Here is a 788-nt window from a genome sequence, read left to right as displayed (position 1 = left end):
GCGCAATGCCATTGATGGCCGCATTGTGGAGATCGTTGCCGAGATCGATCGTGACGGGTTGTGGGGTAACACCGGCGTGCGAGGGATCCCGGGTTCAGTGGTTGGCCGTCATCGTCAGTGACGATCAGCCGGTCGGCGGTTCCGGTGATGGTGATCTCGCCGCGGTGGTGTGCGCGGTGGTGATAGGGGCAGACCAGCACCAGGTTGGCCAACTCGGTGGGCCCGCCGTCCTCCCAGTGCCGGATGTGATGCGCGTGCAGACCGCGAGTGGCCCCGCAGCCGGGCACCACGCACGTGCGGTCGCGGTGTTCGAGCGCGCGGCGCAGCCGGCGATTGATCACCCGGGTCGTTCGGCCGGCGCCGATGGGCCGCCCGTCGCGTTCGAACCACACCTCACAGGTGGCATCGCAGGTCAAATATTGGCGTTCGGCATCGGACAGCAGCGGCCCCAGATGCAGCGCGGCGGCGCGCGCCGCCACGTCGAGGTGCACGACCACCGTGGTGTGCTGCCCGTGCGGGCGGCGAGCCGCCTCGGCGTCCCAGCCGGCCTCCACCAGCCGCAGAAACGCATCAACAGTGTCGGGCAGCGGCGGACAATTCTCTGAACTGTTGCCGCGATCCTGCTTCCACTGGGCGATCAGCGCGTCGCGATGCGACGCCAGCGCGGCGTCGAACTTGGCCGCCTCGGGGTGCGGAAGCTTGATCCGCCACCAGGCGAACTGCTCATCGGAGCTCTTGGTGATCGAGGCCTGCTCGGGCCGCGGTTCTGGTTGGGGGCGCGGTTCGAG

Annotated in this window: 1 protein-coding gene; it reads right to left on the bottom strand. The window is 68.8% G+C overall.

Annotated elements, in window-relative coordinates; genetic code table 11:
* The coding region (locus A5655_RS24110) for an HNH endonuclease signature motif containing protein (protein ID WP_156765017.1) at positions 1-788 on the bottom strand (788 nt) is incomplete at both ends.

The organism is Mycobacterium sp. 1081908.1 (genome assembly GCF_001673535.1).
GTDB lineage: Bacteria > Actinomycetota > Actinomycetes > Mycobacteriales > Mycobacteriaceae > Mycobacterium.
The sequence above is the reverse complement of the archived record's forward strand: the minus strand, read 5'-3'. Positions and strand labels throughout refer to the sequence as shown.